This window comes from Sphingomonas sp. NPDC079357 (assembly GCF_044901155.1).
In the GTDB taxonomy this organism is placed as follows: Bacteria; Pseudomonadota; Alphaproteobacteria; order Sphingomonadales; family Sphingomonadaceae; genus Sphingomonas.
Map to the genome: position 1 here is coordinate 812,230 of NZ_JBJDOM010000001.1, position 19,617 is coordinate 831,846.

The window sequence follows — 19,617 nt, forward strand, 5'->3', positions numbered from 1 at the left end:
CGCGCTCGTCACCCTCATGACAGCGCCCGCAACCGCAGGCATGTAGCTGAGATGGCGCTCCTCACCCGCCTCCGTACTGTCCTCGCCGAGGAACGCTGGGACTATGCGCCCCACGAGCGTCCGGTCATGCCCGGCTCGCCGGGCTCGCCCGACCACCCGCGCCGGCGCAAGCTCGCCTATGCTTTGGTCGCGATCCTCGTCGGGCTGACCAGCGGGTTCGGCAATGCCTTGGTCAGCGCGAACACCGTCACGCTGGCGGGCGCGCTCGGTCTCGATCCGGCCGAGATCGCGTGGTTGCCGACCGTCTATGTGATGACCAACGTCAGCATCAATCTGCTGCTCATCAAGTTCCGCCAGCAATTCGGGTTGCGGCCGTTCGCGATCATCTTCCTGTCGCTCTACCTGCTGCTGACGCTCGGGCATCTGTTCGTGCGCGATCTCTGGTCGGCGGTGTTGGTGCGCGCGGCGAGCGGCATGGCGGGCGCGGCGCTCAACACCTTCGCGCTCTATTATCTGATGCAGGCCTTCCCCGCCAAATGGCGGCTGCGCGCAATCGTGCTGGGGATCGGCATCCCGCAGCTCGCCACCCCGCTCGCGCGACTGTTCTCGCCCGAATTGCTGTCGATGAGCCAGTGGCGGACGCTCTATCTGTTCGAGCTCGGGCTGTCGGCACTCAGCCTCGCCGCGGTGCTCGCCTTCCGCCTGCCGCCGACCACGCGGCAGAAGGCGTTCGAGAAGCTCGACTTCGTCACCTTCGGCTTGTTCGCGGGGTCGATGGGGTTGTTCGCGGCGGTGCTCGGGCTCGGGCGCTACGTCTGGTGGACGCAATCGGCGTGGATCGGCTGGGCGCTGCTCGGCGCGATCCCGATGCTCGCCGCGGCGCTCATCATCGAACATCACCGCGCCAATCCGCTACTCAACACGCGCTGGCTGGGCAGCGCCGACATCCTGCGCTTCGCGGTCGTCACGCTGATGGCGAGGATTGTGCTGTCCGAACAGACCTACGGCGCGGTCGGGTTGCTGACCGTGCTGGGGCAGAACAACGACCAGCTCGTGCCGTTCTTCACGATCATCTTCATCGCCACCGTAGCCGGATTCGTCATCAGCGCGATCACGCTCGACCCGACCAAGCTCGCCCATCCGGTAATGCTCGCGATCGGGCTGGTCGCGATCGCGGCCTGGGTCGATTCCTACTCCACCAGCCTGACGCGCGCGCCGCAGCTCTACGCGACGCAGGCAACGATCGCCTTCGCGGGCGCGTTCTTCCTCGGGCCGTCGCTGCTGTTCGGGATGACGCGCGCGCTGCAACAGGGCGCCGGGCACGTCATCAGCTTCCTCGCGCTGTTCGGCGTGCTCAATTCGATCGGCGGGCTCGCCGGCACCGCGATCCTCGGCACCTATCAGGTGGTCCGCGAGAAGGCGAACAGCGCCGCGCTGGTGCAGGCGATCGACCCGACCGACCCGATCGTGCAGGCGCGCCTCCAATCCGGTGCGAGCGGCGTCGCGCGCGTCGTCGGCGATCCGACGTTGCGCAGCGCCGAGGGCGGCGCACTCCTGTCGCAAGCCGCCACCCGCGAGGCGAACGTGCTCGCCTATGACGATATGTTCCGCTTGATCGCGGTGCTGGCGGCGCTCACCTTCTTCTATCTTCTGTTCCTCCTGCTGCGCCGTTCGTGGCGCGCACGCGTTCAGGCCACCGCATGACTGATACCCGTTCCCCCGTTGCCGCCGCGCCCGCCACCGAGGAGAAATTGGCCGAGGACACGGCCGTTACGGCCCCTGCCCCACCCGCCGGCTCCGGGTGGCGGCCGCCCGCGCTGTCGCGCACCGCGGTCGCACTGATCCTGCTGCTCGCGGTTGCGGGGATCGCCGCGGTGCTGGCTGCATGGCGGGTCTGGCCGTTCACCACCGCTTACGAGTCGACCGACAATGCCTATGTTCGCGGGCGCACGACCGTGATTGCGCCGCAGGTGTCCGGCTATGTCACCCGCGTACTGGTCCGCGACTTCGAGAATGTGAAAGCCGGCCAGCCGCTCGTCGCGATCGACGACCGCATCTATGCGCAGCGCGTCGAACAGGCGCAGGCGCAGGTGGAGACCGCGCAGGCCACGCTTGCCAACGCGACCCAGACCGCCGCCAGCCGGCAGGCGTCGTTCGGCGCGCAGGGCGCAGCGGTCGCCAACGCCCGCGCGCAGCTGATGCGCGCGCAGGCTGACATGAACCGCGTCAACGATCTCGTCACCGACGGCTCGGTTTCACTTCGCGAACGTGACCAGACGCTCGCCGCACTCCGTCAGGCACAGGCACAGCTCAACCAGGCCGAGGCCGCGCAGGAGATCGCACGGCAGGACATCCGCACCGTCGAGGTCGGGCGCGGCGGGCAGCAGGCCGGCGTCTCCGGCGCACGCGCCGCGCTGCGCCTCGCCAAGATCGACCTCGCCAACACCATCATCCGCGCGCCGGAGGCCGGACGGCTCAGCGAGGTCGGCGTTCGCGTCGGGCAATATGTCACCGCCGGGTCGCAGCTGATGTTCCTCGTGCCGCCCGAGACATGGGTGATCGCCAACTTCAAGGAAGCGCAGACCGCGCGGATCACGGTCGGGCAGCGCGCCAGCTTCACCGTCGACGCGCTCGCCAACGCAAGACTGACCGGGCGCGTCGAGCGCATCTCGCCCGCCGCGGGCAGTGAGTTCGCGGTGCTCAAATCCGACAACGCCACCGGCAATTTCACCAAGGTGCCGCAGCGGATAGCGATACGCATTCGTGTCGACCCCGGTCAGCGGCTCGCCGAGCGGCTGCGCCCCGGCATGTCGGTGCAGGCGCGCGTCGACACCGATGGTGCGCCGAGCCCGCGATGAGCAATAAACGCGCGCTGTTGCTCCCGCTGTTGCTGGCGGGGTGCGCCCTGCCCGGCCCGCGCCGCGCCGCGCCGGAGAGCGCCGCGGTCGTGCCACCTCCGGCGTGGCGCAACGCGCTTCCGGTCGGCGGCCCGGTACAGGCCGGCTGGTGGCAGGGGTTCGGCGATCCGGTGCTGACCGTTTTGGTTGAGCGCGCGCTCGCCAACAATCTCGACATCCAGACCGCCGCCGCGCGCGTCGAGGAAGCGCGCGCCGCCGAAGCGCTCGCGCGCGCGCAATTGCTCCCGCAGATCGGCGGCGCGGTACCCGAAACGCAGGGGCAGCAGATCAGCGCGCTCGGCACCACCGCGCGTTCGGCGGCGGTGCAGCCGGGCGTGACGCTCAGCTACGACCTCGACCTGTTCGGGCGCTTGCGACAGGCGACGCGCGCCGCGCGTGCGCAATTGCTCGCCACCGAGGCGGCGGCGGATACGGTGCGGCTCGCGACCGCCGCGACGACCGCGCAGAGCTACATCACGCTGCGCGCGCTCGACCACCGGCTGGCGATCGCGCGCGACACGCTGGCGGCGCGCGCGGAGGCCTTGCGGATCGCGCAGCGGCGGTTCGAGGCCGGCTATACCTCGCGGCTCGAATACCGGCAGGCGCAGGCGGAATATGCCAGCACCGCGCAGCTCGTCCCCGCCGCCGAACTCGCGATCACCCGCGCCGAGAATGCGTTAGCGCTGCTGACCGGCGACGTCCCGCGCGCGATCGAGCGCGGGGTGACGCTCGAGCGGCTCGCCACCCCGGCGATTCCGGATGGGCTGCCCGCCGACCTGCTGCGCCGCCGCCCCGATCTGTTCCAGGCCGAGCAGACGCTGGTCGCCGCCGACCGCTCGCTCGACAGCCAGCGCGCGGCGATGCTCCCCAATCTGTCGCTGACCGGCGCGGCGAATCTTGTGCTGTCCACCGCGCTTGCGCAGCCGGAGGTGGTGTTCTCGCTCGGCGCCAGCATCCTCGGCCCGATCTTCGACGGCGGGCGGTTGCGCGCACAGGAACGCGGCGCGACCGCGCGGCGCGATCAGGCCGCCTTCGCGTATCGCCGCACCTCGCTCACCGCGTTCCGCGAGGTCGAGGATGCGCTGGCGGGCGTGCGCCGCACCGGCGAACAGGCGCAGGCGCTGTCGGAGCAGGTCGCCGCATCACGCGGCGCGCTCCAGAACGCCACCAACCGTTATCGCGCCGGCTATTCCAGCTACATCGAGCAACTCGATGCGCAACGCACCCTGCTGACCGCCGAATTGTCGCTGGCGCAGGCGCGCGCCGACCGGCTCAACAGCTATGTCGCTTTGTATCAGGCGATGGGCGGCGGCTGGTCGCGCGCGGACGTGTCGGCAACCGCGCGCTGATCCGCACCCGGCGCGGGCTTCATCCAGAAGGCGGTGACGAGGAACAGCAACAGGTTCGTCCCCTGCGTCAGCGCAGTGCCCGCGACCAGCAGTCCCGCCATCGCGTCCCGCGACGCGGTCAGCCCGCCGCTCATCTGCAATCCCGCTGCCATGAACAGCAGGTCGCGATTGGGGATGAACGGCAGCCGCGCGATCACCAGTTGCGCGGTCAGGAAGCTGAGCCACGTCGTCCAATGCTCGCCCGGCAGCACGATCACCCATTGCACGACCTGCACCGTCAGATTGACGATTGTGCGCAGCGTGTGGATGCCGAACACCTGCCACGCCACCCGCGCGCTGGTCGACAGGATCGCGTGGCGGAAACGCAGCAGCAGCGGCAGGGTCAGGCTGGCGCACAGCACCCCGCCGACGACGAGGCCAAGCGAGGAATCGAGCCACCCCGCGATGCGCCCGGTCGGCGCGCGGACGATGAAGGTGACGATGAACGCGCCCGCCACCACCGCGCCCGCCAGCGACGACAGGATCGCATTGTCCTTCACCGCCAGCAGCAGCTTGCGCGATTCGATCCCCAGCCGCTTGCGCGCCCAGTCGTAGAGATAGAGGTCGCCCGAATAATCGACCAGCACCGCGTTCACGATCCGCTTGCGCACCAGCACCGGTAAGGCGCCGGGGATCGGCTGCCCCAGCAGGCGGCGGAAGATCGGCACCTCGGTCAGCGGCAGGACCATGAAATTGGCGAAGAACAGCAGATAGAACAGCGGTTGCGTCGGCAGGGAGCGCAGCACGTCGGACCAGCCGATCGCGCGCAACTGGAACAGCAGGATCGCGGTGATCGCAACGAAGAACAGCACGCGCACCACCCGCCCGATCCGCTTCGCCCCCGGCGTCTCGGCCCAGGCCTGTACGCGCGCTGCCACGGTCTTGATCGTCATCGGGAAAGTCGTTCTTCCGGCATCATCGCGCGCCCCTACGCCACCGCGCCCGCTGGGACCAGCGATCTGACCAGCGCGACATATTGCGCGGCGATCGTGTCCGGCGCGAACTGGCGCAGGTGCGCGGCGACCCGTTCGGGCGCGGCGCGCACGGCGGTGCCGTCGACCATTGCCGTCATCGCCCGCCCCAGCGCCGCCTCGTCGTCCGCCGCGATCAGCGTACCGAGCGCGCCGTCCGCCAGCAGCTCGCGCGGCCCGCTGGGACAATCGAAAGATGCCACCGGGCAGCCGACCGACAGCGCCTCCGCCAGCACCAGCCCGAAACCTTCGTTGCGCGACGACAGCACGAAGCCTGCCGAGCGGGCCATATAAGGCCGGACGTCGGCGACGAAGCCCGGCATGGCGACGCTGTCCTCCAGCCCGAGCGCGCGGACCTGCGCGGCCAACGCGCCGCGCAACGGTCCTTCGCCGAGGATCAGCAGCCGGGCGCGCCTGTGCAATCCCGCCGCGTGGAAAGCACGGATCAGCGCCGCCTGGTCCTTTTGCGCCACCATCCGCCCGGCGTTGACGATCACCGGGCGCGCGAAGATCGCCTCATGCCCCGCGTCGATCGCGCCCGGCGCAAGCCGGTCCGGCAGCGGATTGTAGATGGTATGGACCCGCTCCGGCGGCAGCGCGAATTGTCGGACGACCTGCGCCGCCAGATCGCGCGACACCGCCTGGGCCGCGACGACATCGCGGTACAGCCGCCGCTCCGGTGCATAGCCGAACAACGCGCGCGGCCAGAAGCGCGCGCGGCGCGGCACCTCCAGCGCGTTGTGCACGCTGATCGCGACACGCAGCCACGGACGCCGCAGCTTGGCCAAGCCCGCGACGATCTTGGCGCTGTGGACGAAGGCGAACAACAGATCGGGCCGCGCGCGATCGACGTAGCGGAGCAGCGCCGGCAGGCTCAGCAATTCGTTGGGTGCGCCGAGATCAACGCCATGCGCGGCGAAGACCGGTGCATCGACGAGCGCCCCTTCCGCCCTGGCGACGATCAGCTCGGCGTCGATCCCGGCCGCGCGCAACCGTTCGGTCGCGAACAGCGCGATCCGCTCGGCACCACCACCGGCCAGCGACGGGAGGAAGATCGCGACTTTCATCGCGCCGCTCGTTATCAAACATCGCGTGAATGTGAAATCGATCGCCCTGCTCCTGCACGATTTCAACGCCGGGGGCACGGAGGCGACCGCGCTGCGGCTGGCGGGCGAATGGGTTGCCGCCGGGCATCGTGTGACGATCGTCGCGGGCGCGACGGACGGCCCGATGCGCGCGCGCGTCCCCGATGGCGTCGCGGTCCATGTCCTGTCGCCGCCGGTGCCGCGCAGTGCATTGTCGCGGTTGCGGCTGGGCCGGGCGATGGTGCCGGTGCTGCGCGCGCTGGCGCCCGACGTCGGCTATATCACCGGCAATTACCATTTCTGGATCGCGCCCGCGATCCGCCGCGCGCTGCCGCACCTGCCGCTGGTGGCGAAAATCAGCAATCCGTTGTTGCCCGATCTGCCGCCCGGCCTGCGCGGCGTCGCGCGGCGACTGCTCGCGCGACTGACCGATGCGGTGAACATGTTCGTCGCCATGTCGCCCGAGCTTGCCGAACAGTCCCGCCGCCTGTTGCCCGGCCGCCCGGTCCGCGTCGCGCCCGAGCCGAACCTGCCGCGCGACCATCGCCCCGCGCCGCGTACCGTCCCCGAGCGCCCGCCCGCGATCCTCGCGATCGGCCGGCTGGAAGCGCAGAAGGATATGGCGCTGGCGCTGCGTGCCTTCGCCGCGCTGCTCCCGCGCCGCCCGGCCCGGCTGACAATTCTCGGCGAAGGGCCGGAGCGCACGAAGCTGGAGGCGCTGGCCCGCCATTTGGGCGTCGCGGAGCACGTCGACATGCCCGGCTTCGTCGCCGACGTGCCGGAACGGCTGGCGCGGGCGTCGGTGCTGCTGATGACCTCGCGCTACGAGGGGTTTCCCGCGGTGCCGATCGAGGCGCTGGCCGCCGACGTGCCGGTCGTCGCCACCGATTGTACCCCGGTACTGCATCACCTGCTTGCGTCGCCGCAGCGCGGACAGGTGGTGCGCGACCGCAACGCCGCCGCGCTGGCCGCCGCCCTAGACGCCGCGCTCGACCTGCCGTTTCAGACACATGGCGTGCGCGCTTCGGCCGCTGCCCCCTACAGCGCGCCCGCCTCCGCCGCTGCCTATCTCGCCATCTTCGAGGAGGCGATCACACGCCCCCTTGTGTTGCCATTGAGCAACACCATCTGACAACCAAGACTTACGAGGCGTTCAGATGAACCTTGAAAAATTTACCGACCGCGCGCGCGGGTTCCTCCAATCCGCCCAGACCGTCGCGCTGCGCATGAACCATCAGCAGATCGCCCCCGAGCATTTGCTTAAGGCGTTGCTGGAAGACGAGCAGGGCATGGCCGCCGGGCTCATCACCGCCGCGGGCGGCGATGCGCGGCGCGCGGTGACCGAAACCGACGGCGCGCTCGCCAAGATCCCCGCGGTCAGCGGCTCGGGCGCGCAGAACCAGCCGGGCCTCTCCGCCGACGCGGTGCGCGTGCTCGATCAGGCCGAACAGATCGCGCAAAAGACCGGCGACTCCTATGTCACCGTCGAGCGGCTGCTGGTCGCGCTCGCGCTCAGCCTCAACACCGCGGCGGGCAAGGCGCTCAAGACCGCCAACGCCACGCCCGAGGCGCTCAACGCCGCGATCACGCAGTTGCGCGGTGGCCGCACCGCCGACACTGCCAGCGCCGAGGACCGCTACGACGCGCTCAAGAAGTTCGCGCGCGATCTGACGCAGGCGGCGCGCGACGGCAAGCTCGACCCGGTGATCGGCCGTGACGAGGAAATCCGCCGCACGATCCAGGTGCTCGCGCGCCGTACCAAGAACAATCCGGTGCTGATCGGCGAGCCGGGCGTCGGCAAGACCGCGATCGTCGAGGGCCTCGCGCTGCGCATCGCCAACGGCGATGTCCCCGACGGCCTGAAAGACAAGACGTTGATGGCGCTCGACATGGGCGCGCTGATCGCGGGCGCGAAATATCGCGGCGAGTTCGAGGAGCGGCTGAAGGGCGTCATCGACGAGGTCAAGCAGGCCGATGGCGACATCATCCTGTTCATCGACGAAATGCACACGCTGATCGGCGCGGGCAAGTCCGAGGGCGCGATGGACGCCGGCAACCTGCTCAAGCCCGCGCTGGCGCGTGGCGAGCTGCATTGTGTCGGCGCGACCACGCTCGACGAATATCGCAAGCATGTCGAGAAGGACCCGGCGCTGCAACGCCGCTTCCAGCCGGTGTTCGTCGGCGAGCCGACCGTCGAGGATACGATCAGTATCCTGCGCGGGCTCAAGGAAAAGTACGAGCTGCACCATGGCGTGCGGATCACTGACGGCGCCTTGGTGTCGGCGGCGACGCTCAGCAACCGCTACATCACTGACCGCTTCCTGCCCGATAAGGCGATCGACCTGATGGACGAGGCCGCGAGCCGGCTGCGCATGGAAGTGGAGAGCAAGCCCGAGGAAATCGAGACGCTCGACCGCCGCATCCTGCGCCTCAAGATCGAGCGCGAGGGACTGAAGCGCGAGACCGACGCCGCGTCCATCGACCGGCTCGACACGCTGGAGGGCGAGCTCGCCAATCTCGAACAGCAATCCGCCGAGCTGACGACGCGCTGGCAGGCCGAAAAGGACAAGATTGCGGGCGAGGCCAAGCTGAAGGAACAGCTCGACGCCGCGCGGCTCGAACTCGAACAGGCACAGCGGCAGGGCGATCTCGCCAGGGCGGGCGAGCTGTCCTACGGGCGCATCCCCGCGCTTGAAAAGCAACTCGCCGACGCGGCTGGCGCAACGCAGGGCGCGATGCTCCGCGAGGAAGTAACCGCCGACGACATCGCCGGTGTCGTCAGCCGCTGGACCGGCGTGCCGGTCGACCGGATGCTGGAGGGCGAGCGCGAGAAGCTGCTGCGCATGGAGGAGGTGCTCGGCAAGCGCGTGATCGGTCAGGCCGATGCGGTGCGCGCCGTCTCGACCGCGGTGCGTCGCGCGCGCGCCGGGTTGCAGGACCCGAACAGGCCGCTGGGCAGCTTCCTGTTCCTCGGGCCGACCGGCGTCGGCAAGACCGAATTGACTAAGGCGCTCGCCGAATTCCTGTTCGACGATTCCAGCGCGATGGTGCGGATCGACATGAGCGAGTTCATGGAGAAGCACGCCGTCGCGCGGCTGATCGGTGCCCCGCCGGGCTATGTCGGCTATGAGGAAGGCGGCGTGCTGACCGAGGCGGTGCGGCGCCGGCCCTATCAGGTCGTGCTGTTCGACGAGGTCGAGAAGGCGCATGGCGACGTGTTCAACGTGCTGTTGCAGGTGCTCGACGACGGCCGGCTGACAGATGGTCAGGGGCGCACGGTCGATTTCTCGAACACGCTCATCATCCTGACCTCGAACCTCGGCAGCCAGTATCTGGCCAACATGCCCGACGATGCCGCGGTGGAAAGCGTCGAGCCGCAGGTGATGGAGGTGGTGCGCGCGCACTTCCGGCCGGAATTCCTCAACCGGCTGGACGAGATCATCCTCTTCCACCGGCTGGGGCAGTCGCACATGGGGCCGATCGTCGACATCCAGGTCGGGCGCGTCGGCAAGCTGCTGGCGGATCGCAAGGTCACGCTCGACCTCACCGATGCGGCGCGCGCGTGGCTGGGGCGGGTCGGCTATGATCCGGTCTATGGCGCACGTCCGCTGAAGCGCGCGGTGCAGCGCCATTTGCAGGATCCGCTCGCCGAGCTGATCCTGCGCGGCGAGGTGAAGGACGGTGCGACGGTCCACGTCGACGAAGGCGAGGGCAAGCTGGCGCTGACGGTCGATTGACCGGCGTGCTGGCGGGGGTAGTACGTCCGCCCCCGCCCCTTCGTCATTCCCGCAAAGGCCTGCGCGTCCGGATCCCCGCTTTGGCGGGGATGACGGTGGGCGAAGGGTGACCTTGAAGGCCGGAACTCCTGCCATCTGGCGCAATCCCTGACACGCCTTGTCACGGCCACAAGCCTTGCGCCGCGCAGGCGCCAGTGCCATTTGCCCCTTCGAACGATCCATTTTGGGTGAGGATTTCCCTTCGGTTGCGCTCGCCTCCCCGGTGCCGCGCCCGGAACGATCACGTGCGACCATTCTCCGCCCGACCGGGGCGGGGGCTCGTCGTCATAGCGGAAAGACCCCCCGGTGCAGACCACTCCCCCTTCCTCTGGCGTGACCCGCCGCAACCTGCTGGGCGCGAGCCTCGCCGCCGGCACTGCCGCGCTCGCACCCGCCGCGCGCGCCGCGCCGACCGAGCGCAAGGTCGACGTGCTGCTGATCGGCGGCGGGATCATGAGCGCGACGCTCGGCGTGCTGCTTACCCAGCTCGAACCGGGCTGGTCGATCGAACTGGTCGAGCGGCTCGACACGGTCGCCGACGAAAGCTCGAACGGCTGGAACAACGCCGGCACCGGTCATTCCGCCTTGTGCGAGTTGAACTACACGCCGGTCAACAGCGCCGACGGTCGCGTCGAGATCGCCAAGGCGATCGAGATCAACGAGCAATTCCAGGTTACGCGACAGTTCCTGTCGTCGCAAGTGAACGCTGGGGTGCTCGGCAACCCGCGCACGTTCATCAACTCCACCCCGCATATGAATCTCGTCTGGGGCGACGAGAATGTCGCTTTCCTGCGCAAGCGCTACGAGGCGCTCGGCGCGAGCCCGCTGTTCTCGGGCATGGAATTCACCAGCGACCCGGCACAGATCGCCCGCTGGGTGCCGCTGATGATGGAAGGCCGCGCGCCCGGGCAGAAGCTGGCAGCGACGCGCTCGCCGCTCGGCACCGACTGCGATTGGGGCGAGGTGACGCGGCAATATATCGCGTCGCTCGGCAAGCGTCCCAACTTCACGCTCACCACCGGGCACGAGGTCCGCTCGCTGGAGCGCAACGGCGACGGCACATGGCGCGTCACCGCGCGCGGTATGAAGAACGATAGCGAGCAGGTCATCACTGCGCGCTTCGTGTTCGCCGGCGCCGGCGGCGGCGCGCTGCCGATCCTCCAGAAGTCGGGCATCCCCGAGGCCGACGATTACGCGGGCTTCCCGGTCGGCGGGTCGTTCCTCGTCACCGAAAACCCGGCGGTGGCCAGGCGTCACCTTGCCAAGGTCTATGGCAAGGCGGCGAGCGGATCGCCGCCGATGTCGGTGCCGCATCTCGACACGCGCTATCTGAACGGCAAGCAGGTGCTGCTATTCGGGCCGTTCGCGACCTTCTCGACCAAGTTCCTGAAGGAAGGCTCGTATTTCGACCTTCCCGCGTCGGTGACGCTCGACAATTTCCGCCCGATGCTCGCCGTCGGCTGGGACGATTTCGATCTGGTCGAATATCTCGCCGGGCAGCTCATCATGAGCGATGCCGATCGGATGAACGCGCTGCGCGAGTATCTGCCCGGCGCGAAGGACGGCGATTGGCGGCTGTGGCAGGCCGGGCAGCGCGTGCAGATCATCAAGCGCGATCCGAAGAAAGGCGGCGTGCTCAAGCTCGGCACCGAGATCGTCGCGGCGAAGGACGGGTCGATCGCGGCGCTGCTCGGCGCATCGCCGGGCGCGTCGACCGCCCCGTCGATCATGCTCGACCTGCTCAAGAAGGTGTTCGCCGATCGGCTCGCGACCCCCGCGTGGCAACAACGGATCCGCGCGATCGTCCCGAGTTATGGCACGCCGCTCAACGCGCAGCCCGATCTGCTCGCGCGCGAATGGGCCGCGACCGCCGAGACGCTGCAACTGGCGATCGCACCACCGCCGGTCCATGTCGCTTCGCAGCCCGCCCCGGCCGCGACGCGCGTCAAGCCAGACCGCCATCCCGATCTGGCGCTGTAACACGGCCCGGGCGGGGACGGCGTGGCGGAAAAACTCGCCGCGCCCCCTGCCCCGCCGCTTGGTTTCGTGCAAAGGGGATTTGTCCGACACAAACCCCGGCAGAGTGACCCCGCATGACCAGCATCGGCATCTATGGCAGCAACGGCCGCATGGGCCGCGCGATCGCCACGATCGCCGCCGGTGAGGGGGTGGCGATCGCCGGCGGCGCCGATGCGGGCAGCGATCCGTTCCCGATCGCGCACGCAGCCGACGTTCTGGTCGATTTTTCGACACCGGCTGCGCTCGAATCGCATTTGGCCGCGGCAGTTTCGGCGCGGACACCGATCGTGATCGGCACCACCGGGCTCCTGGCGACGCACCACACGCTGATCGAACGCGCCGCGGAGACGATTGCGGTGCTCCAGACCGGCAACACGTCACTCGGCGTGACCCTGTTGAGCGTCCTGGTACGCGAGGCCGCGGCTCGGCTCGGTGCGGATTGGGATATCGAGATCACCGAGATGCACCACCGCCACAAGGTCGACGCCCCCTCCGGCACCGCGCTGCTGCTCGGCGAGGCGGCGGCCGCCGGACGTGACACGCGGCTGGCGGAAGTCCGCGTCGACAGCCGCGCCGGGCTCGTCGGCGCACGCAGCGAAGGAACCATTGGTTTCGCCAGCTTACGTGGCGGATCGGTGGTCGGGGACCACAATGTGGTCTTCGCTGGCGAGGGTGAGCGGATCGAGATCGGCCACCGCGCCGACGACCGCACGATCTTCGCGCGCGGCGCGGTGAAGGCCGCGCTGTGGCTCGCCGGCCGCGCACCGGGCCGCTATGCCATGGCCGAGGTGCTCGGGCTTTGAGGAAGGCCGACGTCGCCGAATTCTACCGACGCCTCGCCGAAGCCAATCCACATCCCGAAACCGAATTGGAATCGGTCAACGATTACACGCTGTTGGTTGCGGTAGTGCTCTCGGCGCAGGCGACCGATGCCGGCGTCAACAAGGCCACGCGCGCACTGTTCGCCGAGGTAGACACGCCGCAGAAGATGCTCGATCTCGGCCTGGACGGACTGAAGCAGCACATCCGTACGATCGGGCTGTTCAATACCAAGGCCAAGAACGTCATCGCGCTGTCTCAGGCACTGGTCGACGATCACGACGGCCACGTTCCCGACACCCGGGAGGCGCTGGAAAATCTGCCAGGGGTCGGGCGGAAGACGGCCAATGTCGTGATGAACGTCGCCTTCGGTGCCGAGACGTTCGCGGTCGACACGCACATCTTCCGCGTCGGCAACCGCACCGGTCTCGCCAAGGGCAAGACGGTGCTCGCGGTCGAGAAGCGCCTCGACGCTGCGACCCCCGCGCCGTTCCGCGTCCATGCGCACCACTGGCTCATCCTGCACGGGCGCTACGTCTGCAAGGCACGCCGTCCCGAGTGCTGGCGCTGCATCGTCGCAGACCTCTGCGCGTTCAAGCCGAAGACTCCGCCGCCGCCGGCCCGCACAAAGGATTGACGATGCGCCAGTTGTTCGTTGCCGTCCTGCTGACCGCCGCCGCCCCGGCGCTAGCGCGCGACCGCGCCGACGACGTGCCGCCCGCCAAGCTCGCTGGGCCGACCCGCACGTGCCTGTCACTCGCATCGATCGAGGAAACGCTGGTCCGTAACGACCAAGTGATCGATTTCCGCACCACGGGTCGCCGCCTGTACCGCGTCGCCTTGCCGCAACGCTGTCCGGGTCTGGGGAGCGAACGCCGCTTCGGCTATGCGACATCGATCGGCCAGCTATGCGCACAGGACCTCATCACGGTCCTCTACGTCAGCGGCCCCACACGCGGCGCAAGCTGCGGCTTGGCGCCGTTCCAGCCGGTGACGCTGGTCCGCTGACGATTTTGGCTGTCAAAACGGGTAGCGCCGCGCGCTAACCCCTGCTAGGCGAGCCGAACCGGCACCCGTAGCTCAGCTGGATAGAGCGCTGCCCTCCGAAGGCAGAGGCCACAGGTTCGAATCCTGTCGGGTGCGCCAGCAACAACCGTCCAGGCGCCCGCCAACTGCGACCCGCAACCTGCGGCTTTCGCGGCCAACGCGATGTGGTCGATGGACTTCGCCTCCAACGCGCTACTCGATGGCCGGCAATTGCGGGCGCTGACCGTGGTCGATGCGTTCACGCGCGAGGCGCTGGCGATTGACGACGACTCGAGCATCAAGGTCGAGGTGAGGACGCGGATCACATCGATCCGCGGCGCGCCTCGGATCATACGGGTCGCCAATTGTCCGGAGTTCATCTCGAAGGCGGTCGACCGGTGGGCGTATGAGAGTCGCGTCACGCTGGACTTCAGCCAGCCGGCCAAGCCGGCCGACAATGCCTTCTTGAAGCGGTTCATTTGCCGCCGTCGGAACGAGTGCCTGAACACGCATTGGCCCCTGTCCGTTGGGGACGTTTCGGCCGTGATCGAGGCCAGGCGGCGCGACTATGACGATGGCCGTCATCAACCATCGCTAGGCTGGCTGACGCGAGCGGCAAACCTTCACTACAGTGGCCAGCGTGAACAAGGAGCCGATGGCATAGCCGGCTAGGACGATCATACAGGCGCTCCGACCTTATGGATGCCCGTTGCAAATAGCCCGCTGTGGTTAACATCCTGCCATGATCGCTCTGAGTCGAGCTCAACCGCTCCGTGCCTTACGCGTCTCCGACCGTCAGCGACGCGCGACCATCATCGGCCTTGCCCGCAAGTCCGGGCACCTCGTCGAGCTGACGCAGATCGGTGAAGCGGCCACGCTCTCCGCGGTAGCGCACGATCTCGAACCCGTGCCCCTCCAGCCCCGGCACTTGGTCAAGCTCGTCGGCTGTGGCGGTGTTCACATCGACAAGGGATTGATTGCTCACGTCATCGTTCTCCTGTGGGTTCATGCCGCAAGCGCGTAACGGCGACAGTGGTCAAGATAGCCGGACTCGTGGCTACCAGCGAGCGCGACTACACTTTCCCAAAGCCATGAAGGCGTATCGATCGCACCGCGCCGATCGGCGCAAAGCACGTTGCGCCAACCCTCTCTCGTCGTAAGGTCGATCTGGCGTGCATGGGCCCTGCCTACCGCGAAGGCCAGATAGCGCGCCGATCGCACCGCTTCCCCGTGACTGAATTGATCGATCTCCAGCTTCAAATCCTGTGGGGCCAGCTCCCTGATGAACAGCGAACGATCCAGCATCCGTACCGCCATCACCCGACTGCCCAGATGCGGAGAAAGCGCACGCGCTGCTGCGACAACGCGCTGGCCATTATCCTCCGGCATCTTTCCACTGACGGCAGCCGGGGCCACCGGATCGACCGCCTCCTTCAAATCAATGAGCGCATAGGACCAGCGCCCCTTGCTGTTCTTCAAAGCGACGATCGCCGCATAGCGTAAAAGGCCGAGCGAGCTGCAGCCCTTCATCCAATATGCCGCGTCGACCAAGCGCACCTCGCGATCGGCGGGCTTGCCCTTGAGCGACAGGATCATGTGCGCGACATGCGGGTCTTCGAAAAGCGCCTTGAGCGCGCCGCGTTCTTCCTCCGATAGCGCCCAGAACTTCTTGCCAAGTGGGATTTGAGGCTCAACCGCATCAAGGCGCTCTCTGGCGAGGTGACGCCAACGGCGACCGATTGCACGACGCTTGATGCTGCGCACGACATCAGGCTCCACGCCGGGATCGCCGCTGGTCGGGTCGTGGATCGCGGCGGCGTAGCCCTCGACCATCTCCTCCATCATGCGCGCCGTCGTCACGCCCGGCAGATCGGAGCCGCGGGCAGCGGTGGCGAGTGATAAACCGAGCCTGATCAAGTCGTGCGCGGGATTGCCGATCACGGCCTGGTCGAGATCGCGGATTTGCACCTCAACCCGTCCGTCACCGTTCGCGATCGGGCCAAGGTTACCGAGGTGGCAGTCTCCGCAAATCCAGATTGCGGGTCCGTCTGGCACGCGCGCCGCCGCGGAACAGGCTGCCAGCCACTCGTAGAATTTGGCGGTGTTACCTCGGACGTAGGCGTGGGCTGAGCGGGCCATCTTGAGGGTACGACTGGCTTCAAGAACGGCGTGACGATCGGCAGGCGACGGCATCAACGAGCAACCTCGATTTTGTATCTAGGTCATCAACGCACCCTCAAAGGGTTGGTGACAAAAGATTGCTCCTGATAAGGATTAGCCCACAGGCACCGCTTTCGCTTGACCTACGTCAGCAACTTGTTCGGGCACGCCCGGAAGATCCGCGCGTTCGTGACGGATGCGGCCCAGATCAACTTCATCCAATGAGCGATTGCCTGAGCACGACATGAACGTGCTCGGCCAAGGTCTTGCTCGTAGTTTCCGCGTCCAAGGCACGATCGAGTTTGATGATCTGCTTGCCCGGCTAGATCGGGTTGAAGGCAGCTACCCGCGTAACGGCGACAGGGTTGATAGCTAGACCTCGCTCGGACGCATCGCTCTGATCACTCCTGCCCGGCGTTTGGATCCATGCCGTCTCGCCCGGCTTTCGCACGGTCCTGCGTCTTCGTGTCGCCACCGCCCTGCTCGCTTTCGTCCTTCGCTGAGCCGTCCTCATGGGCGTCAGCGCCTTCACTAACTCCTGCCCGGCTTTGTCCCGTTCCGTGAGCGATATCTTCGGTCGTCGTTCCGGTCGGATTCTGCGCCTTGATGTCGCTCGCAGGGTTAGCGCCATCGCTGGCATTATCGTGATCGGCCATGGTGCTCTCTCCTGTTGTTGACGACGACCACCGCTCTTCGAACGCCCGGTTAGTAGCCAACGACCCGTTCAATCTCGCTCGTCTATATGGGCAGGCTCAATCACCGCTCCCGATCATGAACTGCGCCAGCGTCGCAACTTTGAAGAGCACAACGGCGTTGGCTCGCTTGGTGGTGTTGATGCGGCCAGTGACAAGAGATGACACGATGTCGAAGAACCCTTTCATCGACGATCCAAGAGATGTGGTAGCGCGTCACGTCGCCTTAGCCGTCCAGTCGCCAATTGAAGAGGTGCGCGCCATTCATATCCGTACAGCAGAGCACTATGCGGAGATTGCGAAAGACAGTGGCCTGGCGTTCAACGCTTGCACCAATCCACCATCTGGCCGGAGCTGAAGCGCGATAGCAGCGGCAAGGATCTAATCGGCGTGAGCCTTATAGCGCGATTGCCTCAGCCTTCGGTGTGCCAGCGCGCGAGATGAGCCGCGCTGGCCACAGGCTTCAAGGCTGCCCGCCGCTGCTTACACGGAGCGTCGCCCCGAGAACAGCTGAACCAGCCCGACGATAACGGCGATCACGAGCAGGATGTGGATGAGGCCGCCGGCGACGTGAAGCGAGAAGCCGAGCAGCCACAATACCAGCAGAATCACTGCAATGGTCCACAACATAGCAAATCCTCTCGTTCATACGCCGGCCAGCAGGGCAGACACACTTTGAAATAATTGAAGCGGCAAAGCGTTCCCTGACGGAGCATGAATGACGGCAAACGCGAAAGGGGCGCCCGTTTGGACGCCCCCCAGTTCGAGCCGCGCTTGGGAGCAGCCCGCTCTGCTCGCTCTAGCCTAGATGCCGTTCTTCAGGTTGGTGTCGGCGTCATGGGTGCGCATGTCGTCGGCCTTCTTCTCGCCAAGCTCGCGAACTGCATCGGCCTTGTTCTCAAGGCGATCCTCGACGGCGTCGTTGTCGACATTGTCTGCCGCGTCTTCGAGGTTATCTGCAACCGCATCGGCGTTCGCCTCGATGTTGTCGGCCTTCTGCTCGCGCGGGCTTGAATTGCAGGCGCTGAGCGACGCCACCCCAGCCAACAGTGCGATCGCAAAAACCTTCTTCATCAAAGACCCCTTCAAGACAGGTGAAACCTTAAGTGCGTAGAAGTGCGGCTACCTGCGGATGGTTCCGGCTTGGCAAACTGCGACGGCTCGAACAGCCCTCATGCTTTCGACATCATCCCGCTTCAGCCTCGGAATGGGACACGCGATGCCAGGTGCCCGATGTGCAAGGGACAACCGCGAGCATCAAGCTATGATCCTGTCGGGTGCGCCAGCTTCTCCACCATTGCCCACGAAATTTCTCCTGTTGTGCTGCGACCCCACCCAAGCTTCGATCAATCGTTAACCATCTGCCGCTAACGCTCGGGGCGGAGGTGGCGAATTTGACGCTGGATCAAACAATTACCGGAGCTTCGCGGGTCGCGGGCGAGCTGGGAATTAGGACGCTCGACCTTCAGGCGGACATTTCCGAACTGTCCACGCGTGTCACCGCGCAGGCGCAGACTATCGAAAGCGTCGGTGCGCAGACCAGCAGCCTTACGGACGATGTCGAGAACGTCGCCGACACCGCGCGCGAGGCGTCACTAGCGACAACGGGCGCGCATGGCCTGCTCGCCAGCTCGCACGTCCAGATCGACTCGGCCATGGGCGACGTGGTCGACCTGATCGCACAGGTCAGCCGCATTCATGACAGCCTCGGCGCCTTTACCTCGGCGCTGGAAGAAGTCGGGCGCGTGACCGCGACGATCGATGCGATCGCCAAGCAGACCAACCTGCTTGCGCTGAACGCGACCATCGAGGCGGCGCGCGCGGGCAGCGCCGGCCGCGGCTTTTCGGTTGTGGCGGGCGAGGTCAAGAAGCTGGCGTCGGAAACCGCGGCCGCCACCTCCCGGATCAACACGTCGATCCTTGCACTCACCACGCAGGCCGATGCGATGCTGGGGCGCGTCGATCAGGGCGTGACCAAGGCGCGCTCTGCGCACCGCGGCACGCATGAGGTTAAGGCGCTGGTCGCCCAGCTTCGCGGGCTGATGGACGGGCTGGAACGCAACAGCGACAGCGTTGTGCGGCGGATCGGCTCGATGCTGTCGGCGGTGGTGGAGGTGAAGACGGGGCTGGGCCGCTTGTCCGAAACGTCGGCCGACAACGCCACCGGGCTGCAACGCCTGTCGCAGCGGCTGACGACGGTCAGCGACGATACCAACGATCTGCTCCAGTTGCTTGCCGAGAGCGACGCCGAAACACCCGATCGCCCGTACATTCACTTCGCGATCGCCGCGGCACGGCAGGTGTCCGAAGGGCTGGCGCAGGCGGTGGCATCGGGGGCGCTGGAGCAGACGGCGATCCTCGGCGATGCCTATACCCCTGTCGACGGCAGCGATCCGCCGCTATTCACCCATCCCGCGATGGCGACGATTACGGCACTCGCACGCCCGCACCAGGAGGCGGCCCGCGCCTTCCCCGGCTTCTTCGGGATGAGCTTTACCGACCGCCGCTGCTTCGGCGCGGTGGCGATGCCGGAACGCTCGCTGCCACAGCGGGCGGGTCAACGCGCGTGGAACACCGAATATTCCCGGGCTGGCGTCTTCTTCCATTTTCCGGATACCGAAGAGCAGGTGAAGATCACCAAGCCTTTCTGCCTCAAGGCCTACCGCCGCCTCGCCTCGGACGGCAGCGTGATCCTGCTCAAGCAGGTGATCGCCTCGATCAATGTCAACGGCGCGCACTGGGGCATTCTGCAAATGGCGTACAAGGATCAGGGCTAGGCGGCGG

General features: G+C 67.2%; 19 protein-coding genes and 1 tRNA gene. 12 read left to right on the forward strand and 8 right to left on the reverse strand.

The window, feature by feature from the left end:
* Positions 1 to 51: 51 nt before the first annotated feature.
* Genes ACI2JO_RS03780 through ACI2JO_RS03790 form a run of 3 tightly spaced genes read left to right on the forward strand, consistent with a single transcriptional unit; the run spans position 52 to position 4,246 of the window.
* On the forward strand, positions 52 to 1,704 hold the full coding sequence (locus ACI2JO_RS03780; RefSeq protein ID WP_404719398.1) for an MFS transporter: 1,653 nt from the start codon (positions 52 to 54) through the stop codon (positions 1,702 to 1,704).
* The gene (locus tag ACI2JO_RS03785; protein WP_404719399.1) at positions 1,701 to 2,858 is read left to right on the forward strand and encodes an HlyD family secretion protein; all 1,158 of its coding nucleotides are present in this window, start codon (positions 1,701 to 1,703) and stop codon (positions 2,856 to 2,858) included. Before ACI2JO_RS03780 ends, ACI2JO_RS03785 begins: the two co-directional genes overlap by 4 nt.
* Positions 2,855 to 4,246, forward strand: a complete 1,392-nt coding sequence (locus tag ACI2JO_RS03790) for an efflux transporter outer membrane subunit (protein WP_404719400.1) — start codon at positions 2,855 to 2,857, stop codon at positions 4,244 to 4,246. Before ACI2JO_RS03785 ends, ACI2JO_RS03790 begins: the two co-directional genes overlap by 4 nt.
* Here ACI2JO_RS03790 and ACI2JO_RS03795 read toward each other — a convergent pair.
* Together ACI2JO_RS03795 and ACI2JO_RS03800 are read right to left on the reverse strand one after the other, a co-directional pair.
* Positions 4,192 to 5,178, reverse strand: coding sequence for a hypothetical protein (locus ACI2JO_RS03795; RefSeq protein WP_404719401.1), 987 nt, complete (start codon positions 5,176 to 5,178; stop codon positions 4,192 to 4,194). The genes ACI2JO_RS03790 and ACI2JO_RS03795 overlap by 55 nt on opposite strands.
* 35 nt (positions 5,179 to 5,213) lie before the next feature.
* Positions 5,214 to 6,323: a glycosyltransferase gene (locus tag ACI2JO_RS03800; protein WP_404719402.1), complete on the reverse strand. Its 1,110-nt coding sequence runs from the start codon at positions 6,321 to 6,323 to the stop codon at positions 5,214 to 5,216.
* Positions 6,324 to 6,354: 31 nt separating this feature from the next.
* Here ACI2JO_RS03800 and ACI2JO_RS03805 point away from each other — a divergent pair, with 31 nt between their 5' ends.
* The 8 genes from ACI2JO_RS03805 (at position 6,355) to ACI2JO_RS03840 (ending at position 14,653) form a co-directional block, all read left to right on the forward strand.
* Positions 6,355 to 7,473 (forward strand): glycosyltransferase, encoded by a 1,119-nt coding sequence (locus ACI2JO_RS03805; protein ID WP_404719403.1) that lies wholly within the window; start codon positions 6,355 to 6,357, stop codon positions 7,471 to 7,473.
* A gap of 25 nt (positions 7,474 to 7,498) precedes the next feature.
* Positions 7,499 to 10,078, forward strand: a complete 2,580-nt coding sequence (gene clpB / locus ACI2JO_RS03810; RefSeq protein ID WP_404719404.1) for an ATP-dependent chaperone ClpB — start codon at positions 7,499 to 7,501, stop codon at positions 10,076 to 10,078.
* Between the two features lie 345 nt (positions 10,079 to 10,423).
* Entirely contained in the window at positions 10,424 to 12,097 is a 1,674-nt protein-coding gene (gene mqo / locus ACI2JO_RS03815; RefSeq protein ID WP_404719405.1) for a malate dehydrogenase (quinone), read from the forward strand.
* A gap of 113 nt (positions 12,098 to 12,210) precedes the next feature.
* On the forward strand, positions 12,211 to 12,939 hold the full coding sequence (dapB, locus tag ACI2JO_RS03820; protein WP_404719406.1) for a 4-hydroxy-tetrahydrodipicolinate reductase: 729 nt from the start codon (positions 12,211 to 12,213) through the stop codon (positions 12,937 to 12,939).
* Entirely contained in the window at positions 12,936 to 13,592 is a 657-nt protein-coding gene (gene nth, locus ACI2JO_RS03825; protein WP_404719407.1) for an endonuclease III, read from the forward strand. Before dapB ends, nth begins: the two co-directional genes overlap by 4 nt.
* Before the next feature lie 2 nt (positions 13,593 to 13,594).
* On the forward strand, positions 13,595 to 13,963 hold the full coding sequence (locus ACI2JO_RS03830; RefSeq protein ID WP_404719408.1) for a hypothetical protein: 369 nt from the start codon (positions 13,595 to 13,597) through the stop codon (positions 13,961 to 13,963).
* A 61-nt stretch (positions 13,964 to 14,024) separates the two neighbouring features.
* A tRNA-Arg gene (locus ACI2JO_RS03835) sits at positions 14,025 to 14,101 on the forward strand.
* A gap of 63 nt (positions 14,102 to 14,164) precedes the next feature.
* Positions 14,165 to 14,653: an integrase core domain-containing protein gene (locus ACI2JO_RS03840; protein ID WP_404719409.1), complete on the forward strand. Its 489-nt coding sequence runs from the start codon at positions 14,165 to 14,167 to the stop codon at positions 14,651 to 14,653.
* Positions 14,654 to 14,759: 106 nt separating this feature from the next.
* On the opposite strand, the gene ACI2JO_RS03845 is transcribed toward ACI2JO_RS03840, so the two are convergent.
* The 6 genes from ACI2JO_RS03845 to ACI2JO_RS03870 form a co-directional block, all read right to left on the reverse strand.
* The gene (locus ACI2JO_RS03845) at positions 14,760 to 14,966 is read right to left on the reverse strand and encodes a helix-hairpin-helix domain-containing protein (RefSeq protein ID WP_404719410.1); all 207 of its coding nucleotides are present in this window, start codon (positions 14,964 to 14,966) and stop codon (positions 14,760 to 14,762) included.
* A 20-nt stretch (positions 14,967 to 14,986) separates the two neighbouring features.
* On the reverse strand, positions 14,987 to 16,174 hold the full coding sequence (locus tag ACI2JO_RS03850) for a DUF2252 family protein (RefSeq protein WP_404719411.1): 1,188 nt from the start codon (positions 16,172 to 16,174) through the stop codon (positions 14,987 to 14,989).
* A 368-nt stretch (positions 16,175 to 16,542) separates the two neighbouring features.
* Entirely contained in the window at positions 16,543 to 16,797 is a 255-nt protein-coding gene (locus tag ACI2JO_RS03855) for a hypothetical protein (RefSeq protein WP_404719412.1), read from the reverse strand.
* Between the two features lie 96 nt (positions 16,798 to 16,893).
* A complete protein-coding gene (locus ACI2JO_RS03860) occupies positions 16,894 to 17,022 on the reverse strand; it encodes a hypothetical protein (RefSeq protein WP_404719413.1) in 129 nt (42 codons plus the stop codon).
* Positions 17,023 to 17,316: 294 nt separating this feature from the next.
* Positions 17,317 to 17,463: a lmo0937 family membrane protein gene (locus tag ACI2JO_RS03865; RefSeq protein ID WP_404719414.1), complete on the reverse strand. Its 147-nt coding sequence runs from the start codon at positions 17,461 to 17,463 to the stop codon at positions 17,317 to 17,319.
* Between the two features lie 174 nt (positions 17,464 to 17,637).
* Positions 17,638 to 17,907 (reverse strand): hypothetical protein, encoded by a 270-nt coding sequence (locus ACI2JO_RS03870; protein WP_404719415.1) that lies wholly within the window; start codon positions 17,905 to 17,907, stop codon positions 17,638 to 17,640.
* 311 nt (positions 17,908 to 18,218) lie between these two features.
* Here ACI2JO_RS03870 and ACI2JO_RS03875 point away from each other — a divergent pair, with 311 nt between their 5' ends.
* Positions 18,219 to 19,610: a methyl-accepting chemotaxis protein gene (locus tag ACI2JO_RS03875; protein ID WP_404719416.1), complete on the forward strand. Its 1,392-nt coding sequence runs from the start codon at positions 18,219 to 18,221 to the stop codon at positions 19,608 to 19,610.
* The last annotated feature ends 7 nt before the right edge of the window (positions 19,611 to 19,617 follow it).

What these genes read in the sequence shown, in the direction of transcription:
- ACI2JO_RS03780 (WP_404719398.1), top strand. Translation starts at nt 52, where the DNA reads ATGGCGCTCCTCACCCGCCTCCGTACTGTCCTCGCCGAGGAACGCTGG.
- ACI2JO_RS03785 (WP_404719399.1), top strand. Translation starts at nt 1,701, where the DNA reads ATGACTGATACCCGTTCCCCCGTTGCCGCCGCGCCCGCCACCGAGGAG.
- ACI2JO_RS03790 (WP_404719400.1), top strand. Translation starts at nt 2,855, where the DNA reads ATGAGCAATAAACGCGCGCTGTTGCTCCCGCTGTTGCTGGCGGGGTGC.
- ACI2JO_RS03795 (WP_404719401.1), bottom strand. Translation starts at nt 5,178, where the DNA reads ATGACGATCAAGACCGTGGCAGCGCGCGTACAGGCCTGGGCCGAGACG.
- ACI2JO_RS03800 (WP_404719402.1), bottom strand. Translation starts at nt 6,323, where the DNA reads ATGAAAGTCGCGATCTTCCTCCCGTCGCTGGCCGGTGGTGGTGCCGAG.
- clpB (WP_404719404.1), top strand. Translation starts at nt 7,499, where the DNA reads ATGAACCTTGAAAAATTTACCGACCGCGCGCGCGGGTTCCTCCAATCC.
- dapB (WP_404719406.1), top strand. Translation starts at nt 12,211, where the DNA reads ATGACCAGCATCGGCATCTATGGCAGCAACGGCCGCATGGGCCGCGCG.
- ACI2JO_RS03830 (WP_404719408.1), top strand. Translation starts at nt 13,595, where the DNA reads ATGCGCCAGTTGTTCGTTGCCGTCCTGCTGACCGCCGCCGCCCCGGCG.
- ACI2JO_RS03840 (WP_404719409.1), top strand. Translation starts at nt 14,165, where the DNA reads ATGTGGTCGATGGACTTCGCCTCCAACGCGCTACTCGATGGCCGGCAA.
- ACI2JO_RS03850 (WP_404719411.1), bottom strand. Translation starts at nt 16,174, where the DNA reads ATGCCGTCGCCTGCCGATCGTCACGCCGTTCTTGAAGCCAGTCGTACC.
- ACI2JO_RS03855 (WP_404719412.1), bottom strand. Translation starts at nt 16,797, where the DNA reads ATGGCCGATCACGATAATGCCAGCGATGGCGCTAACCCTGCGAGCGAC.
- ACI2JO_RS03860 (WP_404719413.1), bottom strand. Translation starts at nt 17,022, where the DNA reads ATGAAAGGGTTCTTCGACATCGTGTCATCTCTTGTCACTGGCCGCATC.
- ACI2JO_RS03865 (WP_404719414.1), bottom strand. Translation starts at nt 17,463, where the DNA reads ATGTTGTGGACCATTGCAGTGATTCTGCTGGTATTGTGGCTGCTCGGC.
- ACI2JO_RS03870 (WP_404719415.1), bottom strand. Translation starts at nt 17,907, where the DNA reads ATGAAGAAGGTTTTTGCGATCGCACTGTTGGCTGGGGTGGCGTCGCTC.